We start from the raw sequence: 17,607 nt of genomic DNA, 5'->3' as shown, positions 1-17,607 counted from the left end.
AGCCCGTCGGCGCGTCCCGCGTCGTCGGCCGGGGCCCGGTGGCGGCGACACCGACAAGCGTGTGGACCAGGAGGAATCGTGAGCCAGGAAGTCCGGGGAGTCATTGCACGGCGCAAGGGCGCGCCGGTCGAGGTCACCACCGTCGTGGTGCCCGACCCGGGGCCCGGCGAGGCGGTGGTCCGCGTCCAGGCGTGCGGGGTCTGCCACACCGACCTGCACTACCGCGAGGGCGGCATCAACGACGAGTTCCCGTTCCTGCTCGGCCACGAGGCCGCCGGGATCGTCGAGCAGGTCGGCGACGGCGTCACCGACGTCGCCCCCGGCGACTTCGTGGTGCTCAACTGGCGGGCCGTGTGCGGGGTATGCCGCGCCTGCCGCCGGGGCCGGCCGTGGTACTGCTTCGCCACCCACAACGCCGCGCAGAAGATGACGCTCGCCGACGGCACCGTCCTGTCGCCGGCGCTGGGCATCGGCGCGTTCGCCGAGAAGACCCTGGTGCACGCCGGGCAGTGCACGAAGGTCGACCCGGCGGCCCGGCCCGCCGCCGTGGGCCTGCTCGGCTGCGGGGTGATGGCGGGCCTGGGCGCGGCCATGAACACCGGCGGCGTCACCCGCGGCGACTCCGTGGCCGTCATCGGCTGCGGTGGGGTCGGTGACGCCGCCGTGGCCGGTGCGGCCCTGGCCGGGGCGACGACGATCGTCGCGGTGGACACCGACTCCCGCAAGCTCGACTGGGCCCGCAAGTTCGGCGCCACCCACACCGTCAACGCCTCCGAGGCCGACCCGGTGGAGGCGATCCGCGCCGCCACCGGCGGTTTCGGCGCGGACGTCGTCATCGACGCCGTCGGCCGCCCCGAGACGTGGAAGCAGGCGTTCTACGCCCGCGACCTCGCCGGCACGGTCGTGCTGGTCGGCGTGCCCACCCCGGAGATGACCGTGGAGCTGCCGCTGCTGGACGTCTTCGGCCGCGGTGGGGCCCTCAAGTCCAGCTGGTACGGCGACTGCCTGCCCAGCCGCGACTTCCCGCTGCTGGCCGAGCTGTACCTGCAGGGCCGGCTCGACCTGGACGCGTTCGTCACCGAGGAGATCGCCCTGGACCAGGTCGAGGAGGCGTTCACCCGGATGCACCACGGCGACGTGCTGCGTTCGGTGGTGGTCTTCCCGTGACCGCCCGCGTCGACCACACCGTCACCTCCGGCACGTTCTCCCTCGACGGGCAGACCTTCGACGTCGACAACAACGTGTGGGTGATCGGCGACGACAGCGAGTGCGTCGTCGTCGACGCCCCGCACGACGTCGACGCGATCCTGCGTACCGTCGGTGGCCGGCGGGTCGTGGCGATCCTGGCCACCCACGCCCACGACGACCACGTGCGGGTGGCCCCGCAGCTCGCCCGGGCCACCGGCGCGCCGGTGCTGCTGCACCCCGACGACCGGGTGCTGTGGGACATGGTGCACCCCGACGTGGCCCCCGACGGCGAGCTGCGCGACGGCGCGACCGTCGAGGTGGCGGGCACCGCGCTGCGGGTGCTGCACACCCCCGGCCACAGCCCCGGGGCGTGCAGCCTGCACGCCCCGCAGCTCGGCGTCGTCTTCACCGGCGACACCCTCTTCGCCGGTGGGCCGGGGGCGACGGGCCGCTCGTACAGCGACTTCGGCACCATCATCGAGTCGATCCGGACCCGGCTGTTCACCCTGCCCCCGGAGACGGTCGTGCACACCGGCCACGGCGACAGCACCACCATCGGCGCGGAGGCGCCGCACCTGGCGCAGTGGCTGGCCCGGGGCCACTGACGGTCACCTGACTCCTGCCGGCCGGTCATCCCGGCCGGCGGGAGTCAGCCCGTGTCGCTGCTGTCAGCCCGCGTCGGCCAGGCCGCCGCGCACCAGCTCCAGCAGCCGCGCCGGCCCGCGGCGGTGCCGCGCTCAGCCGGCGCGGTCGAGAACGTGCGCCCTGGCCGCCGCGTACCGTTCGCGGATCGCCGGCACGGCGTCGGCCTCGTGCGTCTCCACCTGCCCGATCGTCCACGGTGGCGGCTGTGGCCCACCGGAGAACATCCAGGCCGCCTGGCGGGCGGCGCCGTCGGCGACGTACTCCCCGGGTGGGGGGACGAGCACGGGGCGGCCGAAGACGGCGGGCGCGATCCGGCGTACCGCCTCCGAGCGGGCGCCGCCGCCGACCAGGATGACCCGGTCGACCGTCGTGCCCTGCGCGAGCATCGTGTCCAGCCCGTCGGCGAGCGCGCACAGCATGCCCTCCACCACCGCGCGGGCCAGGTGCGCGGGGGTGGCGGTCCGCAGGGTCAGGCCGTGCACGGCCCCGGTGGCGTGCGGGCGGTCCGGTGTGCGCTCGCCCTCCAGGTAGGGCACCAGGACCAGCCCGTCGGCGCCCGCCGGGGCGGACAGGGCCAGCGCCGACAACCCCGCGTGGTCCACCCGCAGCATGGCGGCGGCCGCGTCCAGCACCCGGGCGGCGTTGAGCGTGCACACCAGCGGCAGGAACCGGCCGGTCGCGTCGGCGAATCCGGCGACGGTCCCGCTCGGGTCGGCGGTCGGCACGGCGGAGACGGTGGACACGATGCCGGAGGTGCCGATCGACACGATCACGTCGCCCGGCCCGGCGCCGACACCCAGCGCCGCCGCGGCGCAGTCACCGGCGCCGGCGCCCAGCGGCGCGCCGGTGCGCAGCCGGCCGGCCCGCCCGGTCGGGGCGAGCACCTGTGGCAGCAGCACGTCGTCGCGGCCGAACGCCAACCCGAACAGGTCCCGGCGGTAGCCGCCGCTGGCGGCCGACCAGTATCCGGTCCCGCTGGCCTCGCTGCGGTCGGTGCGCAGCGCGTCGAGCCCCGGCGCGCCGGACAGCCGCCACGTCAGCCAGTCGTGCGGCAGGCACACCGCGGCGGTACGGGCGGCGTTGCGCGGCTCCGCCGAGGCCAGCCAGCGCAGCTTCGTGACGGTGAAGCTGGCCACCGGCACCAGGCCGACCGCCTCGGCCCAGGCCCGCCGGCCCGCCTCGCCGCCGCCGAGGTCGGCGATCAGGTCGACGGCGGCGTCGGCCGAGCGGGTGTCGTTCCACAGCACGGCGTCGCGGACCACCGCGCCGTCGGCGTCGAGGCACACCATGCCCTGCTGCTGCCCGGCGATCGAGGCGGCCGCCACGTCGTCCAGGCCGCCGGCCCGCGCGACGGCGTCGGCCAGCGCGGCCTCCCAGGCGGCCGGCGGCACCGCCGTGCCGGGCGGGTGCGGCGCGCGTCCCTCGCGCACCAGCTTCCCGGTCTCGGCGTCGCGGACGACGACCTTGCACGACTGGGTCGACGAGTCGACTCCGGCCACGAGCGGCACGGGCCCTCCTGCGCGGCTCGGGGACACGGGCGGGAATTTGTTCAGCAGATGAATTATTCGAATCGGGCCCGGTGCCTGTCAACCGGCCGGCGGCGCGAAATGCGCTTCAACCGCGGGCAGCGGCCCGGCACAATCGGCGCCTGTGCCCCGCCCATCCCGACCGGCGCGCCCCGCCGCCGGCCACCCACCGCTGACCCCGGCGCAGGCCGCCGCCCTGACCCACGTGCGCCGGTCGGCGCTGCGCCGACGCCCGGCGGCCCGCGCCGTGATCGCGCGGCACCTGGCCGCCTGCGGCGGCCACCAGCCGGAGGAGCTGACCGCGGCGGTCGGCGCGCACGGCCGGCTCACCGTGAACTTCCACCCCGACCGGCTGCTCGCCGACGGGCGGACGGTCGCCGACGCGCTGGCCGCGCAGGGCGTCTACCGCAGCCAGTTCGTCACGGGCATCTCCAACGGCGGCCTGACCGCGTTCCCCGGCGGCGACCGGGACCGCTGGGAGGAGGCGATGTTCGGTGGCGCGTACCAGGGGGTGGGCGTGCTCCCGGGCGACCGTCCGACGTACGGCGGGCTCAACCTGCTCGACCACCCCGACGGCGCGTGCCCCCGGTTCGGCTCCTGCCACCTGCGGCTGCGGCCGCAGGTGCTGGACCGCGCGACGTTCTGCTTCGGCGACAGCCACCTGGAGCCGCCGCACCTCGGCACCGTCGACGTGCCCGAGCCGGTGCTGGCCGAGCTGCTCGACGCCACCGCCGGCACGGGCGTCAGCCTCGGCGTCGCGGGGACGGACCCGGCCACCCTGGTCCGGGCCCTGCTGCGCGACGGGCGGGACGCCTGGCGCGCCGGCCCGAACGCCCGTGCGCTGGACGACTACGTCGAGGCGCAGATCCACGGTGAGGTCGTCCTCGGCCGCGACGTCGAGGCGTTCGTGCTCGACCCGTCGTTCGCGGGCACCCGGGTGGGGCGGGTGCTGACCGACCTGGCGGCCCGCCACGGGGTCGCGCTGCACTGGCACGCCGGCTTCGAGTTGCCGGTCGACGAGGTCGACGCCGGGTTCCGCGGGCCCGGCATCCCGCCGCTGGCCGCCCGGGTCCACGCCGAGTTCGCCCGCCCCGGTGAACCGGTCGACGCCGCGCTGATCGGCCGGGCCGCCGCCTCGGCGGTCACCGAGCCCGGCCGGTGGGCCGACCGGGGCCCCGTGGCGGTCACGCTCCAGGACCTCAAGATGCTCTGGCACGTGCTCGTCCGGTTCGGCAGACCGTGCGCCCGCTGACCGGTGTCGGCCGCCGGGTCCGGTTCCGGGCGTGACCGGGACCGCAACCGGGCCGCGGCCCACCGTATCCGGAATGACGGACACGTGAGCCTGGTTGTGTCCCCCGTACCGCCCGCCGGTAAACCCCACCGGCCGGGGCGGGTCCCGAGGGGCGCTCACCCCGGAGCGCGTCGTGACGACCGAAAGGGCAACCATCGTGAAGCCTGACTTCACTCGATGGCTCCCGGCCATCGCGAAGACCACGAACCGCAGGACCGTCCTGACCATCAGCGGCGTCGCCGTCCTCGGCGGCCTGGCGTTCGGCCCCACGGCCGTCGCCGCCCCCGTCACCACCGGCCCGCACACCGGTGCCGTCGCCGCCATCGACCTGGCCACCGGCAGGACCCGGGAGGCCGCCACCGCCGAGTCCGCCCTGACCACCGGCGAGGACACCGCCAAGCCGACCCCGTCGACGGGCAAGCCGAGCCGCGACGAGCTGATCCCGCACGGCGTCGAGGGCGCGCAGTCGCGCATCCCGCTCGACGACGCGCAGGTGGCCAACGCCAGGGCCATCGTCGAGGCCGCCAAGGAGAGCGGCGTCGGTGAGCGCGGCGCGGTGATCGGCGTGGCCACCTCGCTGCAGGAGTCGAAGCTGTACAACCTCGGCCACCTCGGCGCGTACAACGACCACGACTCGCAGGGCCTGTTCCAGCAGCGCCCGTCGTCCGGTTGGGGCTCGCCCGACCAGATCACCGACCCGGAGTACGCGTCCAAGGCGTTCTTCGGGGCGCTGAAGAACGTCGGCGGCTGGCGGGAGCTGCCGCTGACCGCCGCGGCGCAGACGGTGCAGGTGTCGGCGTACCCGTACGCGTACGCCCAGTGGGAGGAGCAGGCCGCGGACATCGTCGCGCAGCTGTGGTGACGTGACGACACCCGAACGCCCCCGTGCCGACCCGGCACGGGGGCGTTCGCCTCCCCGGGCGCGGCCCCGCGCCGCCGTCGGGGTTCACTGTCGCCATGGACGAGTCGATCTGGGATGCGGTGCGGGCGGCGCGCGGGTGGCTCGACGCCGCCAACGGCGCCGGGGACGCGGAGTTGACCTGCCGGATCCTCAAGTTGACCGAGGAGGCCGGTGAGGCCGCCGGGGCGTGGATCGGCGTTCTCGGGCAGAACCCCCGCAAAGGGGTCACCCACACCCGCGACGACGTGACCGCCGAGCTGGCCGACGTCGCGTTCACGGCGCTGGTGGCGATCGAGAGCCTCGGCGGCGACGCCCGGGCCGCGCTGCTGGCGTGCGCCGCGAAGGTCCGCTCCCGGCAGCGGTGAGCAGCGGTGAGCACCGCCCCCGGCGGCGGAAAAGATCCGCTGAGGGTCGCGGCGCGGCGGGCGCTGGCCTATGTTCAGAACAACGTCAGCTTCTGTCGCCGGGGAGGGGGTGCGCGCCGATGGGTCTGCGGACGTTCCTCGCGGGCTGGCCCGTCTACCGGCAGCTCACCGGCACCGACCCGCTCGGCCGGGGCGCGGCGGCCCAGTCGGCCCGCTCGGCGGCGCTGACGGCCCGCACCGAGACCGCCGACAGCGTGGCCCGCTCGGTCTGCCCCTACTGCGCGGTCGGCTGCGGTCAGCGGGTCTTCGTCACCGACGGCCGGGTCACCCAGATCGAGGGCGACCCGGACAGCCCGATCTCCCGGGGCCGGCTGTGCCCGAAGGGTTCGGCCAGCAAGAGCCTGGTCACCAGCCCGCTGCGGCAGACGACGGTGCGCTACCGCCGGCCGTACGCGACCGAGTGGGAGGACCTGGACCTCGACACCGCCGTCGACATGATCGCCGACCGGATCCTCGCCGCCCGCGAGGCCACCTGGGAGGACGTCGACGACGCGGGCCGGCCGCTGCACCGCACGCTGGGCATCTCCAGCCTCGGCGGGGCGACGCTGGACAACGAGGAGAACTACCTCATCAAGAAGCTGTTCACGGCGATGGGGGCGCTCCAGATCGAGAACCAGGCCCGCATTTGACACTCCGCCACCGTCCCCGGTCTGGGGACCAGCTTCGGTCGCGGCGGCGCGACGGACTTCCAACAGGACCTGGTCAACGCTGACGTCATCGTCATCCAGGGCTCCAACATGGCCGAGGCCCACCCGGTGGGTTTCCAGTGGGTGATGGAGGCCAAGCGGCGCGGGGCGAAGGTCTTCCACGTCGACCCCCGGTTCACCCGCACCAGCGCGGTCGCCGACTCCTACCTGCCGATCCGGGCGGGCACCGACATCGCGCTGCTCGGCGGCGTGGTGCGCCACATCCTGGAGAACGAGCTGGACTTCCGGGAGTACGTGCTGGCGTACACGAACGCGGCGACGATCGTCAGCGACCGGTTCGCCGACACCGAGGACCTCGACGGCCTGTTCTCCGGCTACCGCCCCGACACCGGCTCGTACGACACGTCGAGCTGGCAGTACGCCGGCCACGAGGGCCACGCCGAGATCACCGGCACCGGCAAGGAACGCGACAGCGCGGCCGGGCTGCGACACGAGTCGCACGGCATGCCGGTGCCCGCGCCGACCCAGCGCGACGAGACGCTGCAACACCCGCGCTGCGTCTACCAGATCCTGCGGCGGCACTTCGCCCGCTACACCCCGGAGATGGTGGAGCGGGTCTGCGGCATCCCGCAGGACAAGTTCCTGGAGCTGGCGAACGCGTGGGCGGCCAACTCGGGCCGGGAACGCACCGGCGCGCTGGTCTACTCGGTGGGTTGGACGCAGCACAGCGTCGGCGTGCAGTACATCCGCACCGGCGCGATCATCCAGACCCTGCTGGGCAACATGGGCCGCCCCGGCGGCGGCATCCTGGCGCTGCGCGGACACGCCAGCATCCAGGGCTCCACCGACATCCCCACGCTCTACAACCTGCTCCCCGGCTACCTGCCGATGCCGCACCACGCCGACCACGAGACGTTCGACGACTGGGTCGACAGCATCCGCCACCCGGGCCAGAAGGGTTTCTGGGGCAACTCGCGGGCGTACGCGGCGAGCCTGCTCAAGGCGTACTGGGGGGACGCGGCGACGCCGGAGAACGACTTCTGCTACGGCCACCTGCCCCGGATGACCGGCGACCACGGCACCTACCAGCAGGTCCTCAACATGATCGACGGGAAGATCCGGGGCTACTTCCTGCTCGGCCAGAACCCGGCGGTCGGCTCCGCGCACGGCCGCGCCCAGCGCCTCGGCATGGCCAACCTCGACTGGCTGGTCGTGCGCGACCTGTTCCTCATCGAGAGCGCCACGTTCTGGAAGAACAGCCCCGAGGTGGCCACCGGGGAGATCGTGCCGGAGCAGTGCCGCACCGAGGTGTTCTTCCTGCCGGCGGCCTCCCACGTGGAGAAGGAGGGCACGTTCACCCAGACCCAGCGGCTGTTGCAGTGGCGGGAGAAGGCCGTCGACCCGCCGGGCGACGCCCGCTCCGAGCTGTGGTTCTTCTACCACCTCGGCCGGCGGCTGCGGGAGAAGCTGGCCGCGTCGCCGCACCCGCGCGACCGGGCGCTGCTCGACCTGACCTGGGACTACCCGACGCACGGCCCGCACGCGGAGCCGAGCGCCGAGGCGGTGCTGCGGGAGATCAACGGGTACGAGGTGGCCACCGGCCGCCCACTGTCGGCGTTCGCGCAGGCCCGCGACGACGGCTCCACCGCGGTCGGCTGCTGGATCTACACCGGCGTCTACGCCGACGGCGTCAACCAGGCGGCCCGCCGCCGCTCCCGCCACGAGCAGGACTGGGTGGCGGCGCAGTGGGGCTGGGCGTGGCCGGCGAACCGCCGCACCCTCTACAACCGGGCCTCGGCCGACCCGCAGGGCCGCCCGTGGAGCGAGCGCAAGAAGTACGTGTGGTGGGACCCGGACGCCGGGGAGTGGACCGGCTACGACGTGCCGGACTTCGAGAAGACGAAGCCGCCCACCTACCGGCCACCGGAGGGCGCCTCCGGGGTGGAGGCCATCGCCGGCGACGACCCGTTCGTCATGCAGGGCGACGGCAAGGCCTGGCTGTTCGCGCCCAGCGGGGTGCTCGACGGCCCGCTGCCGGCGCACTACGAGCCGGCCGAGTCCCCGATGCGCAACCCCCTCTACGGGCAGCAGGCCAACCCGACCCGCAAGGTCTACGAGCATCCGGTCAACTCGGTCAACCCGAGCCCGCCGGAGGCGCACAGCGGCGTCTTCCCGTACGTGTTCACGGTCAGCCGGCTCACCGAGCACCACACGGCCGGCGGGATGAGCCGCACGGTGCGCCCGCTGGCCGAGTTGCAGCCGGAGATGTTCGTGGAGGTCTCCCCGGAGCTGGCCGCCGAGGCGGGCCTGACGCACCTGGGCTGGGCGCACCTGGTCAGCGGCCGAGCCGTGATCGAGGCGAGGGTGCTGGTCACCGAACGGCTCACCCCGTTGCGGGTCGACGGCCGGGTCATCCACCAGCTCTGGCTGCCGTACCATTTCGGCACCGAGGGGCTGGTCACCGGCGACTCGGCCAACGACCTGTTCGGCATCACCCTGGACCCGAACGTGCTCATCCAGGAGAGCAAGATCGGCACCTGCGACGTGCGGCCCGGCCGCCGGCCCACCGGGCCGGCCCTGCTCGACCTGGTCGCCGACTACCGGCGGCGGGCCGGGATGACCCCGCAGCGCCGGGTCCCGATCGTGACCACCGACGCGGCGGGCGGCGGCGACGCGGCCGGCAGCACCGACGAACGCTCGGCGGGCGCGTCGGCCGACGAGCACGAGCATGACGGGGGCGGGGATGCCTGACGCCGACAGCCGCCACGGGCCGCTGGACCCGGCCCCGGACGCCGGCTGGACCGACGCCCGGCCCCGGATGGGTTTTTTCACCGACACCAGCGTCTGCATCGGCTGCAAGGCGTGTGAGGTCGCCTGCAAGGAGTGGAACGACGTGCCCGGCTCCGGGCTGGACCTGCTCGGCATGTCCTACGACAACACCGGCGCGCTGACGGCGAACTCGTGGCGGCACGTGGCGTTCGTCGAGCAGCCCCGCCCCGCCGCCCCGGCCGTCGACGCGCCGGGCAGCAGCGCCGCCGCCGGCCCGCAGTTCCTCGGCATGCCCGGCGCGCGGCCGCCCGGCCGGGACACCGGCGCCCAGACCCGCTCCGACTTCCGCTGGCTGATGATGTCGGACGTGTGCAAGCACTGCACCCACGCCGCCTGCCTCGACGTGTGCCCCACCGGGTCGCTGTTCCGCACCGAGTTCGGCACGGTCGTGGTGCAGGAGGACATCTGCAACGGCTGCGGCTACTGCATCCCCGCCTGCCCGTACGGGGTGATCGACCAGCGCTCCGGCGACGGCCGGGCGTGGAAGTGCACGCTGTGCTACGACCGGCTCGGCGCGGGCCTGACCCCGGCCTGCGCGCAGGCGTGCCCCACCGAGTCCATCCAGTACGGCCCCCTCGACGAGCTGCGGGAACGGGCGGCGCACCGGGTCGCCACCCTGCACGAGCGCGGCGTGCCGCAGGCCCGGCTCTACGGCCACGACCCCACCGACGGCGTCGGCGGCGACGGCGCGTTCTTCCTGCTGCTCGACGAGCCCGAGGTGTACGGGCTGCCGCCCGACCCGGTGGTCACCACCCGGGACCTGCCCCGGATGTGGAAACGGGCCGGGCTGGCCGCCCTGGCCATGGCGGCGGCGGCCGTCGTCGCGTTCGTCGGAGGATCCTCGTGAGCGCACCGCACCGGCCGGTCGGCGACCGGTTCCGCCGCTACCGCACCGGACGCGGCGGCGGGGAACAGTTGGCCGTCCCGCCGGCCGAGTTCACCTCCTACTACGGCCGCCCGATCCTGAAGCCGCCGGTGTGGAAGTGGGACATCGCGGCGTACCTGTTCACCGGCGGGCTGGCCGCCGGGTCGTCGTTGCTGGCCGCCGGCGGGCAGCTCACCGGGCGGCCGGCGTTGCGCCGCGCCGGCCGGGTCACCTCGCTGGCGGCGGTCACCGCCAGCGCCTACTTCCTCGTCAACGACCTGGGCCGGCCGGCCCGCTTCCACCACATGCTGCGGGTGGCGAAGCCGACCTCCCCGATGTCGGTGGGCACCTGGATCCTCACCGTGTTCGGCCCCGCCGCCGGGGTCGCCGCCGTCGCCGAGGCCGCGCCGTGGCTGCCCGAACGGGGCGTGCTGGGGGTGGGGCGGCGGGTGCTGCCCGCCGCCGGGCGGGCCGCCGGCCTGGTCGCCGCCGCCACCGCGCCGGCCCTGGCCACGTACACGGGGGTGCTGCTCGCCGACACGGCGGTGCCGTCGTGGCACGAGGCGTACCCGGAACTGCCGGCCATCTTCGCGGGCAGCGCCCTGGCCAGCGGCGCCGGCGTGGGCCTGCTCGCCGCGCCCTGCGCCCAGGCCGGCCCGGCCCGGCGGATGGCCGTGGCCGGCGCGGCCCTGGAGCTGTGGGGCGCGCACCGGGTGGAGACCCGCCTCGGCCTGCTCAGCGAGCCCTACCGCACCGGCGTGCCCGGCCGGCTGCTGCGCGCCGGCCGGACGCTGACCGCCGCCGGGGTCCTCGGCGCGCTGGCCGGTCGCCGCAGCCGGCTGCTGTCCGGCCTGTCCGGCGCGGCGCTGCTCGCCGCGTCGGTCGCCACCCGGTTCGGCATCTTCCACGGCGGCGTCGCCTCCGCCCGCGACCCGAAGTACACGGTGGTGCCGCAGCGCGCACGCCTCGACCGTCGCGCCGCCGGGAGCTGACGCCCTCCCCGCACGCCGGGCGCGGCGCTGTGGTCAAATGGCCGGTGGAGGCGTTCAGGCGGCTGGTGCCCCTCCCGGTCTTCAAAACCGGTGTGGTCCGGGACCCGGGCCAGGCGGGTTCGATTCCCGTCCGTCTCCGCCAGGCACCTCCGTGGGAAGGACGCGATGCGCGACGCCGATCCCCGCCGGCGGGTCCCGCGCACCGACGTCCTGCTCGCCGACCCCCGGCTGGCCGCCGCCGCCGACCGGCTGGGCCGCGACCGGGTCAAGGCCGCGGTCGTCGCCGCGCAGGCCCGCGCCCGCGCCGGCGAGATCACCCCCGATCGGGTACGCGACGCCGCCCTCGCCGCCCTGCCCGCCGCCGGCCCGGCGGCGGTGCTCAACGCCACCGGCGTCGTCCTGCACACCAACCTGGGCCGGGCCCCGCTGTCGGCCGTCGCCGTGGCCGCCGTGGCCGCCGCCGCCGGGCACACCGACGTGGAGCTGGACCTGACCACCGGCCGGCGGGCCCGGCGGGGCCGCGACGCCCTCGCCGCGCTCGCCGCCGCCGTGCCCGACGCGGGGGCCGTGCACGTGGTCAACAACGGCGCGGCGGCCCTCGTCCTGGCCGCCACCGCCCTCGCGGCAGGGCGGGAGATCGTGGTCAGCCGCGGCGAGCTGGTGGAGATCGGCGACGGGTTCCGCCTGCCCGACCTGCTGGCCAGCACCGGCGCGCGGCTGCGGGAGGTGGGCACCACCAACCGCACCACCCTCGCCGACTACGCCGACGCGGTCGGCCCCGACACCGGGTTCGTGCTGAAGGTGCACCCGTCGAACTTCGTGGTCACCGGCTTCACCAGCGCCGTCGGCGTCGACCGGCTGGCCACCCTGGGCGTGCCGGTCGTCGCCGACATCGGCTCCGGGCTGCTCGCGCCCGACCCGCTGCTGCCCGCCGAGCCCGACGCGGCGGGCACGCTGCGCGCCGGCGCGCACCTGGTCACCGCCAGCGGCGACAAGCTGCTCGGCGGCCCGCAGGCCGGGCTGCTGCTCGGCGACGCGGGCCTGGTCGACCGGCTGCGCCGGCACCCCCTGGCCCGCGCCCTGCGGGTCGACAAGCTCACCCTCGCCGCGCTGGCGGCCACCCTGCACGGCCCCGACACCCCCACCCGGGCGGCCCTGCACGCCGACCCGGCCGCCCTGCGGCGGCGCACCGAACGCCTGCGCGACCGGCTGACCGCCGACGGCTGCAAGGCCGAGGTGGTGCCCACGGCCGCCGTGGTCGGCGGCGGGGGCGCGCCGGGCGTCGAGCTGGACTCGTGGGCCCTGGCCCTGCCCGAGCGGTACGCCGGGCCGCTGCGCCTCGGCGACCCGCCCGTGCTCGGCCGGGTCACCCGGGGCCGGCTGCTGCTGGACCTGCGCTGCGTCCCCGCCGCCGCCGACGACGCGCTGCGGGCCGCCGTGCTGGCCGTGCCGGCGGAGGACTGACGTGCCGGCGGAAGCCGACCTGCGGGTGGTGGACTGACGTGCGGGTGGTGGCCACCGCCGGGCACGTCGACCACGGCAAGTCCACCCTGGTGCGGGCGCTGACCGGGATGGAACCGGACCGGTGGGCCGAGGAACGCCGCCGGGGCATGACCATCGACCTCGGCTTCGCCTGGACCACGCTGCCCTCCGGCGGCACCATCGCGTTCGTCGACGTGCCCGGCCACGAACGGTTCGTGCCGAACATGCTCGCCGGTGTCGGCCCCGCGCCCGCCGCGCTGTTCGTCGTCGCCGCCGACGAGGGCTGGATGCCCCAGTCCGCCGAGCACCTGGCCGCGCTGCACGCGCTGGGCGTCGCGTACGGGCTGCTGGTGGTGACCCGCGCGGACCTGGCCGACCCGGGTCCGGCGCTGGCCCACGCCCGCACGCAGCTCGCCGCCACCTCGCTGGGCCACGTGGAGGCCGTCGCGGTCAGCGCCGTCACCGGGGCCGGCCTGCCCGAGCTGCGGGCGGCCCTGGACCGCCTGACGGCCCGGCTGCCCGACCCGCCGGCCGACGCGCCGGTGCGGCTGTGGGTGGACCGGTCGTTCACCATCACCGGCTCCGGCACCGTGGTCACCGGCACCCTCGGCGGCGGCCGGCTGACCGTCGGCGACCACCTGGAGCTGGCCGGCACCGGCGAGCAGGTACGCGTGCGGGGCCTGCACCGCCTCGGCGAAGCCCGCGACCGGGTCGACGCGGTGGCCCGGGTCGCCGTGAACCTGCGCAACGTGCCCCGCGACCGGCTCGGCCGCGGCGAGGCGCTGCTCACCCCCGGCCGCTTCGGCCGCGCCGACCTGCTCGACGTGCGCGTCACCGGGGAGCCGGTGGCCGACCTGCCGGCGACGCTCACCTTGCACGTCGGCTCCGCCGCCGTGCCCGCCCGGGTGCGTCCCCTCGGCGTCGACACCGCCCGGCTGCGGCTGGCCCGCCCGCTGCCGCTGCTCGTCGGCGACCGGGCGCTGCTGCGCGACCCCGGCCGGCACCTGATCGCCGGCGGGGTGACCGTGCTGGACGTGGCCCCGCCGCCGCTGGCCCGGCGTGGGGCCGCCGCCGCCCGCGCCCGGGTCCTCGCCGGCCTCGACGGCCGCCCCGACCTGGCGGGGGAGCTGCGCCGCCGCGCCCTGGCCCGGGCGGGGGAGCTGACCCGGATGGGGGTGCCCGTCACCGCCGCCCCCGTCGCCGGGGACTGGCTGGCCGACCCGGAGCACTGGGCGGCCCTCGCCGCCCGGCTGACCGCCGAGACCACCCGGTACGCCGCCGAGCACCCCCTGGAGGCGGGCGTCCCCGTGGACGTGCTGCGCCACCGCCTCGGCCTGCCCGACCGGGCCCTGGTGGAGGCCCTCGTGCGCCCGCCGCTGCGGGTGACCGCCGGGCGGGTCACCGCGTCGGCCGGCGACGCGCTGCCCGAGCCGGTGGCCCGCGCGGTGGCCCGCGTCCGCGCCGAGTACGCCGACCGGCCGTTCCGGGCCCCGGAGGCGCACCGCCTCGCCGAGTGGGGGCTCGGGCCCCGGGAACTCGGGGCGGCGGTGCGGGCCGGGGCGCTGCTGCGGCTGGCCGACAGCGTGGTGCTGCTGCCCGGCGCCGTGGACGCCGCCGCCCGGGTCCTCGCCGGGCTTCCGCAGCCGTTCACGCTCAGCGCCGCCCGGCAGGCCCTGGACACCACCCGCCGGGTGGCGGTGCCACTGCTGGAGCTGCTGGACCGGCGGGGCGTCACCCGCCGCCTGCCCGACGACGCCCGCAGCGTCGTGTCCCCGCCTCCCTGACGGGCAGGTTCGGCGGCAACGCCACCTGCGTGGTGGGGCGGTGGCCTAGCGTGGCGGTCATGGACCCTTCGGCGGTCTGGCGGGACAAGAGCCACCGGTGGCGGATCGAGGCGTACCGGGCGCCGGACCTGCGCTTCGCCATCTTCGCCACGAACGGCCCCACCGAGTCGGCCCCGCTGTGGCTGTTCGGGATGGCGGCGCTCGCCCGCTGGCTGATGACCCACGCCATCTCCCTCGACGACCTGGAGACCGACTGACCGACCCCGGTCGAGTGAAAAGACCGTTTCGCCGACTTCGGCGCGGGTGGGGCTCCGTACCGTGCGGGGGGTGAAGGACCGGGGAATGCGGACGGTCGTCGCGGTGCTCGCCGGCCTCGCGGTCATCTACTTCGGCAGCCGGGGCCGCAGCGCCGACGACGGCGGCGGCGTGTCCGGCGGCGTGGTGATCCTCGCGGTGCTGGCCGCCGCCCTGGCCTGGCACCTGACCAGGCCGGGCGACAACGCGGCCAAGTGACGCCCACCGCCCCCGGCTGCGGTCTCAGCGGGCGGCGGCGCGCGTGACGTCCCGCGCGCAGTCCTCGTCCAGGGCCACCCGGACCAGCGCCGAGGCGAGCCGGCCGAAGTCCGCCCCGTCGACCAGCCCACCCAGCCCGCGCGGGTCGGCCGGCAGCCCCAGCAGCCCGGCCCCGGCCAGGGCACGCCGGTCGGCGTACGGGCGCACGTCCGCCCAGACCGACTGCGCCTCGCGCAGGAAGATGTCCGCACCGGTAGGCCCGATCCCGGGGAACTCGGTGAGCAGCCGCCGCAGCGCCGCCGGTGACCCGCCGGACTCCCGGTGCAGGCGGCGCAGATCGCCGCGCCAGCGGTCCAGGCACAGCCGCGCCCCGTCGCCGAGCATGGTGGCGGTCCGCTCGTCGTAGCGGCGGTAGTGCCCGCGGCCCAGCGCGTCGACGCGCGCCTGCCAGCTCGCCGCCGCCATCGCCTGCGGGGTGCGGTAGCCGCAGGCGAACAGCTCCCGGGCCGCCGCCACCGCCACGCCCGCCCGGATCCGGGTGCTCAGCAGTGTGGCCAGCACCAGCAGCTGGTACAGCGGGCCCGGCCGGTCGGCGAGCCGGATGCCGGCCTCCTGCGCGTACGTGCGGCCCTGCTGTTCCAGCAGGACCCGCACGGTCCTCCGGTCGTCTGCCACGCCTGCGGGATACCCACGCTGCGCCGGCCCATCCGCACGGTCCGCGGTCCGCGGTCCGCGGTTAGGAGGGGACCCCTGTACAACAGAATCCGTTAACAAGGGGCCCTTCCTTGCGCGTCAGCCCCGCCGCGACGAGGGCCGCCGCAGGCGGTGCCAGGTGGTTGCCGCCGCCATCCCGTACGCCAGGTGCGGCACCGCGTCCGACAGCCAGTCCGTGCGGCTCCACCGGCGCGGGTCGGTCACGCCCAGCGCCGTCATCGACGCGTCGGAGGCGGCCATGACGCCCCCGCCCAGCAGCAGCACCGCCACCGGCAGGGACGGGGTGCGCCGACGCGCGGCCAGCACGGCGAACACGACGCCGGCGGCGATGCCCAGCCCGTACCCGAGCAGGGGCCCGAGGCCCGCGCGGCGGTTGGCCGCCCGGTCCTCGGGCCCGAGGTCGACGTGCGCCAGCCCGGCCACGTGCCGGGCGGTCTCCTCGGGGGTGCTGCTCGCCGGTCGGGCGCGCAGCACCATGTCGACGTAGCTGACGACGTTGAGCGCGACGCTGCCGACCGCGCCGGCGACGGCCCCGTCGACCAGTGGCGTCCGGTTCACTTCGGGTCGCCCGGTTCGCGTTCGCCCTTCGGACCGTACGTCCGTTCGCCCCGCACGACGCCGCGTTGTCCCCGGTCGTCCTGCAGGATCCGGTTGGCCGCCCGGTTCGCCTCGGCGTCGGCCGCCCGTCCGGAGTTCTCGATCAGGTCGCGCAGCCGCGCCCGCTGCTTGTCGTACGCGTTGCTGCCCGGTCGTGGTCCTGGCATCGCCGCCTCCTGCGGTGGTGGGGCCGTTGGCGCAGGTCGTCTACCCGTCTGCGCCGCAGCCAACCGCCCCCGGCGGCCGCCGCTCAGGCCGGGGCGCGCACCACGGCGACGGGGCAGTCGGCGCGGTGCAGCACGGCGTGGCTGACCGAGCCGAGGAGCAAACCGGTGAGCTCGCCGTGGCCGCGCCCGCCGACCACCAGCAGTTGGGCGTCGCGGGAGGCGTCGGTGAGCGCGGCGACGGGCCGCCTGTGGGCCACCACCGCCTCGACGGGCACCTGCGGCCAGCGGTCGCCGACCCCGGCGAGGGAGTCGGCCAGCACCCGCTGCTCCTCGCCGCGCAGCCGGTCCTCGTCGTAGACGAGGGGTTGCATGTCGCCGGGCCCGGCGGAGGCGGGGTGCCGGTAGGCGTGCACCGCGCGCAGCGCGACGCCACGCGCCGCCGCGGCCTCGGCGGCGAACTCCACGGCCGCCCGCGACAGCGCCGAGCCGTCCACCCCGACCACGACCGGCCCGTCCGGGCGCGCCGCGCCGCGGGCCACCAGCACGGGACAGTCGGCGTACGCGGCGACCTGCACCGCCACGGAGCCGAGCACCAGCGCCCCGAACCCGCCCAGCCCCCGGTCGCCGACGACGACCAGCACGGCGGTGGGGGACTCGCCGACCAGCACGGCGGCCGCCTCCCCGTCGATGATCTCCCCGGTGACCCGCAGGCCCGGCGCGGCCTGCTCCGCCTCGGCGACGGCGTCGGCCACGAGTTGCCCCGCCTGCTCGCGCAGCCCGGCCCCGGGCGGGGCGCCGGCCGCCGGGCCGAGCGGCACCCGCAGCAGCGGCCAGATGAAGCCGTGCACCACCCGCAGCGGCCGGTCCCGGCGGGCCGCCTCCGCGGCGGCGAGCCGCACGGCCCGCAGGGACGACGGCGAGCCGTCCACGCCGACCACCACCGCCGCGCCGCTGGCCGCGTTCACCGCCGTACCTCCTCCGCCGTGCGTCCGCGGTCAGTATCGCGGCCCGCCGGGCGTCGCCGGGGCGATACCGCGCAGG

General features: G+C 76.3%; 17 protein-coding genes and 1 tRNA gene. 13 read left to right on the top strand and 5 right to left on the bottom strand.

What is annotated here, in order from left to right:
• Nucleotides 1-78: 78 nt before the first annotated feature.
• Both O7633_RS03045 and O7633_RS03040 read left to right on the top strand, forming a co-directional pair.
• A complete protein-coding gene (locus O7633_RS03045) occupies nt 79-1,167 on the top strand; it encodes an S-(hydroxymethyl)mycothiol dehydrogenase (protein ID WP_074476366.1) in 1,089 nt (362 codons plus the stop codon).
• Nucleotides 1,164-1,793: an MBL fold metallo-hydrolase gene (locus O7633_RS03040; protein ID WP_282325880.1), complete on the top strand. Its 630-nt coding sequence runs from the start codon at nt 1,164-1,166 to the stop codon at nt 1,791-1,793. Before O7633_RS03045 ends, O7633_RS03040 begins: the two co-directional genes overlap by 4 nt.
• 132 nt (nt 1,794-1,925) lie before the next feature.
• On the opposite strand, the gene O7633_RS03035 is transcribed toward O7633_RS03040, so the two are convergent.
• Nucleotides 1,926-3,341, bottom strand: a complete 1,416-nt coding sequence (locus tag O7633_RS03035) for an FGGY-family carbohydrate kinase (RefSeq protein ID WP_282325879.1) — start codon at nt 3,339-3,341, stop codon at nt 1,926-1,928.
• 142 nt (nt 3,342-3,483) lie between these two features.
• On the opposite strand from O7633_RS03035, the gene O7633_RS03030 reads away from it, so the two are divergent.
• From O7633_RS03030 to O7633_RS02980, 11 genes are all read left to right on the top strand, one after another.
• Nucleotides 3,484-4,611, top strand: a complete 1,128-nt coding sequence (locus tag O7633_RS03030; RefSeq protein WP_282325878.1) for a DUF3626 domain-containing protein — start codon at nt 3,484-3,486, stop codon at nt 4,609-4,611.
• Between the two features lie 196 nt (nt 4,612-4,807).
• Complete coding sequence (locus tag O7633_RS03025) at nt 4,808-5,512, top strand: hypothetical protein (protein WP_282325876.1); 705 nt, start codon at nt 4,808-4,810, stop codon at nt 5,510-5,512.
• 95 nt (nt 5,513-5,607) lie between these two features.
• Nucleotides 5,608-5,916, top strand: a complete 309-nt coding sequence (locus O7633_RS03020; RefSeq protein WP_282325874.1) for a MazG-like family protein — start codon at nt 5,608-5,610, stop codon at nt 5,914-5,916.
• 119 nt (nt 5,917-6,035) lie between these two features.
• On the top strand, nt 6,036-9,374 hold the full coding sequence (fdh, locus tag O7633_RS03015; protein ID WP_282325872.1) for a formate dehydrogenase: 3,339 nt from the start codon (nt 6,036-6,038) through the stop codon (nt 9,372-9,374).
• Nucleotides 9,367-10,299: a 4Fe-4S dicluster domain-containing protein gene (locus O7633_RS03010; RefSeq protein ID WP_282325871.1), complete on the top strand. Its 933-nt coding sequence runs from the start codon at nt 9,367-9,369 to the stop codon at nt 10,297-10,299. The genes fdh and O7633_RS03010 overlap by 8 nt, the downstream gene beginning before the upstream one ends.
• Entirely contained in the window at nt 10,296-11,309 is a 1,014-nt protein-coding gene (gene nrfD, locus O7633_RS03005) for an NrfD/PsrC family molybdoenzyme membrane anchor subunit (protein ID WP_282325870.1), read from the top strand. Before O7633_RS03010 ends, nrfD begins: the two co-directional genes overlap by 4 nt.
• 46 nt (nt 11,310-11,355) lie before the next feature.
• Nucleotides 11,356-11,451: transfer RNA gene (locus tag O7633_RS03000), tRNA-Sec, on the top strand.
• Nucleotides 11,452-11,474: 23 nt separating this feature from the next.
• On the top strand, nt 11,475-12,773 hold the full coding sequence (selA, locus tag O7633_RS02995; protein WP_282325869.1) for an L-seryl-tRNA(Sec) selenium transferase: 1,299 nt from the start codon (nt 11,475-11,477) through the stop codon (nt 12,771-12,773).
• A gap of 38 nt (nt 12,774-12,811) precedes the next feature.
• Nucleotides 12,812-14,575: a selenocysteine-specific translation elongation factor gene (selB, locus tag O7633_RS02990; RefSeq protein ID WP_282325867.1), complete on the top strand. Its 1,764-nt coding sequence runs from the start codon at nt 12,812-12,814 to the stop codon at nt 14,573-14,575.
• A gap of 59 nt (nt 14,576-14,634) precedes the next feature.
• Entirely contained in the window at nt 14,635-14,832 is a 198-nt protein-coding gene (locus tag O7633_RS02985) for a hypothetical protein (protein WP_043969105.1), read from the top strand.
• 70 nt (nt 14,833-14,902) lie between these two features.
• Complete coding sequence (locus O7633_RS02980) at nt 14,903-15,088, top strand: hypothetical protein (protein WP_278136465.1); 186 nt, start codon at nt 14,903-14,905, stop codon at nt 15,086-15,088.
• A gap of 24 nt (nt 15,089-15,112) precedes the next feature.
• On the opposite strand, the gene O7633_RS02975 is transcribed toward O7633_RS02980, so the two are convergent.
• The 4 genes from O7633_RS02975 to O7633_RS02960 all read right to left on the bottom strand — a co-directional run bounded on the left by O7633_RS02975 (nt 15,113) and on the right by O7633_RS02960 (nt 17,531).
• On the bottom strand, nt 15,113-15,763 hold the full coding sequence (locus tag O7633_RS02975) for a hypothetical protein (protein ID WP_178065413.1): 651 nt from the start codon (nt 15,761-15,763) through the stop codon (nt 15,113-15,115).
• Between the two features lie 117 nt (nt 15,764-15,880).
• Complete coding sequence (locus O7633_RS02970; protein ID WP_282325865.1) at nt 15,881-16,360, bottom strand: hypothetical protein; 480 nt, start codon at nt 16,358-16,360, stop codon at nt 15,881-15,883.
• The gene (locus tag O7633_RS02965; RefSeq protein ID WP_178065415.1) at nt 16,357-16,566 is read right to left on the bottom strand and encodes a phosphatidylethanolamine-binding protein; all 210 of its coding nucleotides are present in this window, start codon (nt 16,564-16,566) and stop codon (nt 16,357-16,359) included. The genes O7633_RS02970 and O7633_RS02965 overlap by 4 nt, the downstream gene beginning before the upstream one ends.
• Nucleotides 16,567-16,649: 83 nt before the next feature.
• Nucleotides 16,650-17,531, bottom strand: coding sequence for a universal stress protein (locus tag O7633_RS02960; RefSeq protein ID WP_282325864.1), 882 nt, complete (start codon nt 17,529-17,531; stop codon nt 16,650-16,652).
• Nucleotides 17,532-17,607: the final 76 nt, after the last annotated feature.

Origin of the sequence: Micromonospora sp. WMMD712 (genome assembly GCF_029581295.1) — a bacterium.
Classification (GTDB): domain Bacteria; phylum Actinomycetota; class Actinomycetes; order Mycobacteriales; family Micromonosporaceae; genus Micromonospora; species Micromonospora carbonacea.
This window is presented reverse-complemented; position numbering and strand designations above follow the sequence as displayed.